This is a genomic window from Novosphingobium aquimarinum, from assembly GCF_009746585.1.
Lineage (GTDB): Bacteria > Pseudomonadota > Alphaproteobacteria > Sphingomonadales > Sphingomonadaceae > Novosphingobium > Novosphingobium aquimarinum.
Window position 1 is genome coordinate 1 of sequence record NZ_WRPO01000048.1, and the last position, 5,715, is coordinate 5,715.

Consider the following 5,715-nt stretch of genomic DNA (forward strand, 5'->3'; position numbering starts at 1 on the left):
GGTGTAAATCCCTCATCCCCCTCGCCGCCATCGCGAAAGGGAAAAAGTGGACGACTTTTACGCCGCCCGCAGCAGCACTTCGCCGCCGCTACCGTGGTCTAATTTTGCACCGCCGTTCTCACGTCAGCTTCGGTTTTTGAAGCGCCAGCTGTCGTTACCGGTCTCGACGATGTCGCAATGATGGGTAACGCGATCCAGGAGTGCGGTGGTCATCTTGGGATCCCCGAACACGGTGGGCCACTCCCCGAAGGCAAGGTTGGTGGTGACGATCACACTGGTTTGCTCGTAGAGCTTGCTGATCAGATGGAACAACAGCTGGCCGCCGGAGCGGGCGAACGGCAGATATCCCAGTTCGTCGAGCACGATCAGGTCGAGGCGGGATAGCTGGGCGGCAAGAGCGCCGCTCTTGCCGATCCTGGCCTCCTCTTCGAGGCGGGTCACCAGATCGACGGTGTTGAAGTAGCGGCCCCGCGCACCGGAGCGAACGACATTGGCGGTGATGGCGATAGCCAGATGGGTCTTTCCGGTACCTGTGCCGCCGACCAGGACGATATTGCGCTGTGCCGGCAGGAACGCGCCGCTGTGCAATGAACGCACCAGCCCCTCGTTGATGGGTGTGCCCTCGAACCGGAAGGCATCGATATCCTTCACGACCGGCAGCCTGGCGGCGGCCATCCGGTATCGGATCGATGCGGCATGACGATGCGTCGCTTCCGCGCGCAGAAGGTCGGCAAGTATCTCCATCATGGTGCGCTGGCGCTGAAGGCCGGTGGTGACCGCGTCGTCAAACGCGCCCGCCATGCCCTTGAGCCCGAGCCCGCGCATGGCCTCGATCATGTCATGCCGCTGCATCGAAGGTCCTCAGCTGGTCGTAACGGGCGCAGTCGGCGATCGGCGGATGGCGCAAGGCGCTGTCCTCGGAGGTGATGATCGTGAGCGGACGTGGCGGCTCCCGGCGTCGTGCAAGAATGTTCAGGATCAGGTCGTCGCTTGCCGTGCCGGTTGCCAGTGCCTCGCGCACGGCCGCTTCGACCGGCTCCAGACCATCGGTCAGCACGGCCGACAGCACACGGACGAACCGGCGGTCGGCATCGTCGCCATTGCCAAGCTTGCGGCGCAGGCGCGCCAGCGCCGGCGGCAGATCCCAGTCCTGGAAGGGGGCACCGTTCCGCAGCGCTCCGGGCTTGCGGGCCAGCACCGGCAGATAATGCCAGGGGTCATAGATCGTGCGGTTGCGCCCGAAGTAGCGGGGATGCTCGGCGACAACCTCCTCGCCGCAGCGCACGACAATGCGGTCGGCATAGGCCCGGACCTGCACCGTCCGCCGCGCCACCGTCGAGAGAACCGAGTAGCGGTTGCGATCGAAGCTGATAAGGCAGGTGCCCGTCACCGCATGCTCGCTCTCGTTAAAGCCGTCGAACGGTCCCAGCGTCGGTTGCAGTGCCGATCGCTCGATCTCCAGCGCCTGCGCCACGGTCAGCTCACCCTGTTCGGGATGCGCCTGCCGTTCCGCCCAGCGCTGGCACTCGGCCTCCAGCCAGCCATTGAGCTCGTCGAGGCTGGCGAACCGCAACCGGGGTTGGAAGAAGCGGCCCCGGATCGTCTGCACCTGGTTCTCGACCTGGCCCTTCTCCCATCCCGCCGCCGGCGAGCAGGCGGTTGGCTCAATCATATAATGGTCGGTCATGATCAGGAACCGCCGGTTGAAGGCCCGCTCCTTGCCGGTGAACACGCTCGTCACCGCCGTCTTCATGTTATCGTAGATGCCGCGGCCCGGCACGCCGCCGAAGAAAGCAAAGCCGCGCGCATGCGCGTCGAACAGCATCTCCTGGCTCTCGCGTGGATACGCCCGGACATAGACCGCCCGCGATGCACACAGCCGCATATGCGCGACCTTCACGCGCATCGGCTTGCCGGCGAGCTCCACATCTTCATGGCTCCAGTCGAACTGGTAGGCCTCGCCCGGCTTGAACGTCAGCGGAATGAAGGCGATGACACCATCGCCGGCATCCTTGCGCCGGTCGGCCTTCCAGCGCGCCGCGTAGCGCCGCACGGCATCGTAGGAACCCTCAAAACCCTCGCACTCCAGCAGATCATGGATCCGCGTCATCCGCAGCCGCTCGCGCCTGCCCCGCACCTCGTTCTCTTCCAGCAACGTATCAAGCCGAGCCTGAAACGGCCCGATCCGCGGTAACGGCTGAACCTTGCGCTGATAGTCGAATACGCCTTCCGGCGCCCGGATCGCCTTGCGGATGACCTTCCGCGACACATGCAGATCCCGCGCGATCGCCTTGATCGCCTTGCCTCCGGCATACTCGCGCCGGATCCGAACCACTGTCTCCAAAACCAACATCCCGATCTCGCCGCCTGATAATCCAGGCAGCTGCTTAAACCATCGAAATGAGGGGTCCCTTTTAGACGCCGATCACCCCGCTAACGGGGTCCTTTTTGCACGCCGATCCACACCCCTTACGCGCCTGGGCCTGGGATCGCGACGCCTGCATCGCGCGGATCCGAGCCGAAGGTCTACCCGTACCGATCAAATCCGCCTGCTGGCTCTGCCTGGCACAGAAAAGCAGCGAGCTGATGAGCCTCCCGCGCTGGTGTCTCCGTCTGATCATATTGGTCGAGGCTCGCGCCGCACCACGCCTTGTGACGGTCGAGGGTCTGTGGCGGACGTCAACACGTGAGCGTCCAGGCTCGATGACCCGGTTCATCCGCGAACGCGCTTTGCTCCCCGCTTCGGAAATAGACGTCATCATTGCCGGCGCTCCGGTTGATCTGATCGATTTCCAAAGCGTCGCGGCCCAGATCCCACTCGCCGAACGTCCGACGATGCGGGACTGGATCGATCGCTTCAATGCGGGTGTCGAGCGTCTCGCGGCATGACGATCCCGTCAATCTGTCTGCGACTGTTGTTGACTGCCCAGCAGCATCGCCGAAAAACTGCCTCGATGCGACTTATCGACGAACTGGCAGCAAGGAGGCTCTATTATCATCGACCCCTCCCGACATTGCCGGATATCCTGCTGATCGATATCCCACTTCGCTTTTCCGGGGGAGGTCTGGCACTCGGCCGCTACTATCCGGTCATCCTCGAAAGCCTCGCGGAGATGCACGAGTTCGAGGCATATCTGTGCGAGCCGCGGATGACCCTTGTAGCGCCTGCTCTTCTCGACCGACGCCCGTCTGGCCTGCGCACCAGCGAGATCATCTTCGCTCGTTATGAGCCCCAGATACCGGACTGGCCCTGGTTGCTCATCTGCTTCTGGCCGCAATCCTATACTGATATGGTGCCGCCCTCGGCCGACACCTTCGCGCGGGGCAGCTATACTATCGATGCCTATGCCACCGAGGGAGAACTCACGGACGCGGAGCTGAAACTCCTCGCCACACTCGGCCCCGAACAAGCCCGCATCGTTCGCTCGGTCGCCAACCGCCTGGGAAACGCCTGAACGTCATGCATCGCGCGCGCCGCAACGCCATCGCATGTCGAAGACGAAACGCGGCAAAGGCTCGATTGTACCGGTGAGGGCAGCGTCAGTGGCGATAGCCGAGCACGGCCGCGATCGGCCGAGCCATGTCGGCCCGACGCCTCATCAGATCGGCGAGCCAGGCGAGATGCGCCGCTGCGTCCGCCAATGGCAGTTCGCAAACTTCGTCGAACAGCTCATGCTGATAGGCAAGGTCGCGATCCAAAATGTCACGCAGCCGAACGCGGGCAGGGCTATTCTCTTCCTCGATCCCCGCATTCGCCTCCCGGGCGGCATCGAGAAACGCCTCGGCCATCTCCTGGGCCTCATAATAGCCGCCGTCCAGACCCTCGTTCGCCGCGAGACTCGCAAGCCTGCGGCGAACCAGCGGCAGGTCAGGATCGACCGCCGCATCGTCCAAGGGCAAGTTATAGTCATAGCTGGCGAGATATTCGCGGATCATGGCGTGGCTCCTCAGGATTCCTGAGAACATAGAATGAACAAGATTGCAAGCCCGAGCGCGCCTATGCCATGCGGGAGCAATGTCTGTTTCGTATTTTTCGCCGATTCTGTCTTTGGTAGTCTCCATCCTGGAGGCGCTCGCTCATGACTGACAGCAAGGCGCCGCTGCGATTGCACGGGATATTGCGACTCAATGAACGCGGCCCGTTTCTGGAGGTCGAGGAGGGGCCTCTCTGGCGCCTTCAGACAGACTCCGATCTTCGGCCGCATCAGGATCAGCGGGTTCGGGTCGAGGCCTGGCAGCGCGGGGCAAGCATCCTCGAATTGCTGTGGATCGGTCCGGCCTGATGGCCGGATGATCACGGTAAGGGCCGACCTATGCTTCAGAACAGGGCCGTCCACTAATCGGCTCTGAGATCACACGCCAACGTCAGCGAGCAGGACGGCGCGCAGGCCGCTTACGATGGAAGTCGGCTCCTTACTGGCCGACATTCTGCCGGCATGTCTATTGGTCACAGCCTATGGATAGATCACGCTCCCATCGGGCAAGTTCCGCAGCGTTCAACGCTTCCAGCCGGCAAAGTCGGTCGATCTCCGCGCGCGCAAGCGATTGACGCACGCTTCCCTCCCGGACGAAATCCTTCAACATCATATTTTGAAGCAGGAGAAATCCCCTGAACCGCTTGCCCGTCTTCATAGGGCGACTATCCCCCGTGCGCGGTTGCGCCCGTTTGTCCGCGGTATTGCCATGTGCGTCACAAGGCCAAGCCTGCCACAGTCCCTTTTCGTTTGGATGGTGTGTAGCATATGCATCATGATATGATAAGATTGAAACATGATGCATTAAACATCATAAGGCTGCATGATCACCTTACAGCAGATGCGCGCGGCCCGCGCGTTGCTCAGCATTGACCAGAAACGGCTGGCGGAACTGGCGGGCGTATCGCTTCCCACGATCCAGCGCATGGAAGCGTCGGACGGGCAGGTGCGAGGGGTCGTGGAAACGCTGGTCAAGGTCGTCTCCGCGCTTGAACGCGCGGGTGTCGAGTTGATCGGCGAGAATGCACCCAGTCAGACCGGGGGACGCGGTGTGCGCTTGCGCCAGGCTACCGCGGCCAAAGGGTGAATGACGGAAGGACAGGGACAGATGACCGATAGCAGCGATGACTATGTCTATGACGACGAAAGCGGCGAATGGCTGCCGGCTTCCGAACTTGCCCAGCGACAACGCGACGCTGCTCAACTGGAGGTCCGCGATGCCGTCGGCAACCTTCTCGCCGACGGCGATCAGGTGACGCTGATCAAGGATCTAGACGTCAAAGGCGCGGGTCAGACGCTCAAGCGCGGAACGCTCATCAAGTCCATCCGCCTGACCGGCGACGCCCAGGAAATCGATTGCAAGTTCGACGGTATCAAGGGCCTCGTGCTGCGCGCCGAGTTCGTCCGCAAGCGCTGATGGCGCGGCGCCGGATCCCGATGCCCTCCGCCACTGAAATCCGCGAACTGGCGGATGACGATGGACGGCTCGCACTACGCGCCACGCCGAACGCCTCGGCCGATGCGATCCTTCTGCCGTCGGACGCCGGGTCATTGGAACTCCTGGTGCGAACCACGGCGACAGCCGAGGGCGGCAAGGCCAATGATGCGATCCTGCGCCTTCTAGGCTTCGTGGACAAAGCTTGACGGGGGACTCGGTCGCTGATTCAAGGCTGGCTTTTGGAGGCGGCCTTGGGCGAGCGGATCGGCGTTACAGACGAGGAATGGGGAGTGATCGGGCCGC

8 protein-coding genes and 1 pseudogene are annotated in these 5,715 nt (G+C 62.7%); 6 read left to right on the forward strand and 3 right to left on the reverse strand.

Annotated features, from left to right (window positions below; all coding sequences use genetic code 11):
• Nucleotides 1-123: 123 nt before the first annotated feature.
• Together istB and istA are read right to left on the reverse strand one after the other, a co-directional pair.
• Nucleotides 124-852 (reverse strand): IS21-like element helper ATPase IstB, encoded by a 729-nt coding sequence (istB, locus tag GQO94_RS20570; protein WP_156843237.1) that lies wholly within the window; start codon nucleotides 850-852, stop codon nucleotides 124-126.
• Entirely contained in the window at nucleotides 839-2,353 is a 1,515-nt protein-coding gene (istA, locus tag GQO94_RS20575; RefSeq protein WP_156843238.1) for an IS21 family transposase, read from the reverse strand. The genes istB and istA overlap by 14 nt, the downstream gene beginning before the upstream one ends.
• Before the next feature lie 110 nt (nucleotides 2,354-2,463).
• Here istA and GQO94_RS20580 point away from each other — a divergent pair.
• Together GQO94_RS20580 and GQO94_RS20585 are read left to right on the forward strand one after the other, a co-directional pair.
• Nucleotides 2,464-2,889 (forward strand): annotated as a pseudogene (locus GQO94_RS20580) (hypothetical protein); the annotation flags it as partial.
• 65 nt (nucleotides 2,890-2,954) lie between these two features.
• Nucleotides 2,955-3,455: a hypothetical protein gene (locus GQO94_RS20585; protein WP_156843239.1), complete on the forward strand. Its 501-nt coding sequence runs from the start codon at nucleotides 2,955-2,957 to the stop codon at nucleotides 3,453-3,455.
• A gap of 85 nt (nucleotides 3,456-3,540) precedes the next feature.
• On the opposite strand, the gene GQO94_RS20590 is transcribed toward GQO94_RS20585, so the two are convergent.
• Nucleotides 3,541-3,936, reverse strand: coding sequence for a hypothetical protein (locus tag GQO94_RS20590; RefSeq protein WP_156843240.1), 396 nt, complete (start codon nucleotides 3,934-3,936; stop codon nucleotides 3,541-3,543).
• Between the two features lie 143 nt (nucleotides 3,937-4,079).
• Here GQO94_RS20590 and GQO94_RS20595 point away from each other — a divergent pair, with 143 nt between their 5' ends.
• From GQO94_RS20595 to GQO94_RS20610, 4 genes are all read left to right on the forward strand, one after another.
• Nucleotides 4,080-4,283, forward strand: coding sequence for a DUF5818 domain-containing protein (locus GQO94_RS20595; protein ID WP_156843241.1), 204 nt, complete (start codon nucleotides 4,080-4,082; stop codon nucleotides 4,281-4,283).
• 514 nt (nucleotides 4,284-4,797) lie between these two features.
• The gene (locus GQO94_RS20600) at nucleotides 4,798-5,061 is read left to right on the forward strand and encodes a helix-turn-helix domain-containing protein (protein WP_156843242.1); all 264 of its coding nucleotides are present in this window, start codon (nucleotides 4,798-4,800) and stop codon (nucleotides 5,059-5,061) included.
• A 21-nt stretch (nucleotides 5,062-5,082) separates the two neighbouring features.
• Nucleotides 5,083-5,391, forward strand: coding sequence for an alkylphosphonate utilization protein (locus GQO94_RS20605; RefSeq protein WP_156843243.1), 309 nt, complete (start codon nucleotides 5,083-5,085; stop codon nucleotides 5,389-5,391).
• Entirely contained in the window at nucleotides 5,391-5,618 is a 228-nt protein-coding gene (locus GQO94_RS20610; RefSeq protein WP_156843244.1) for a DUF167 domain-containing protein, read from the forward strand. Before GQO94_RS20605 ends, GQO94_RS20610 begins: the two co-directional genes overlap by 1 nt.
• Nucleotides 5,619-5,715: the final 97 nt, after the last annotated feature.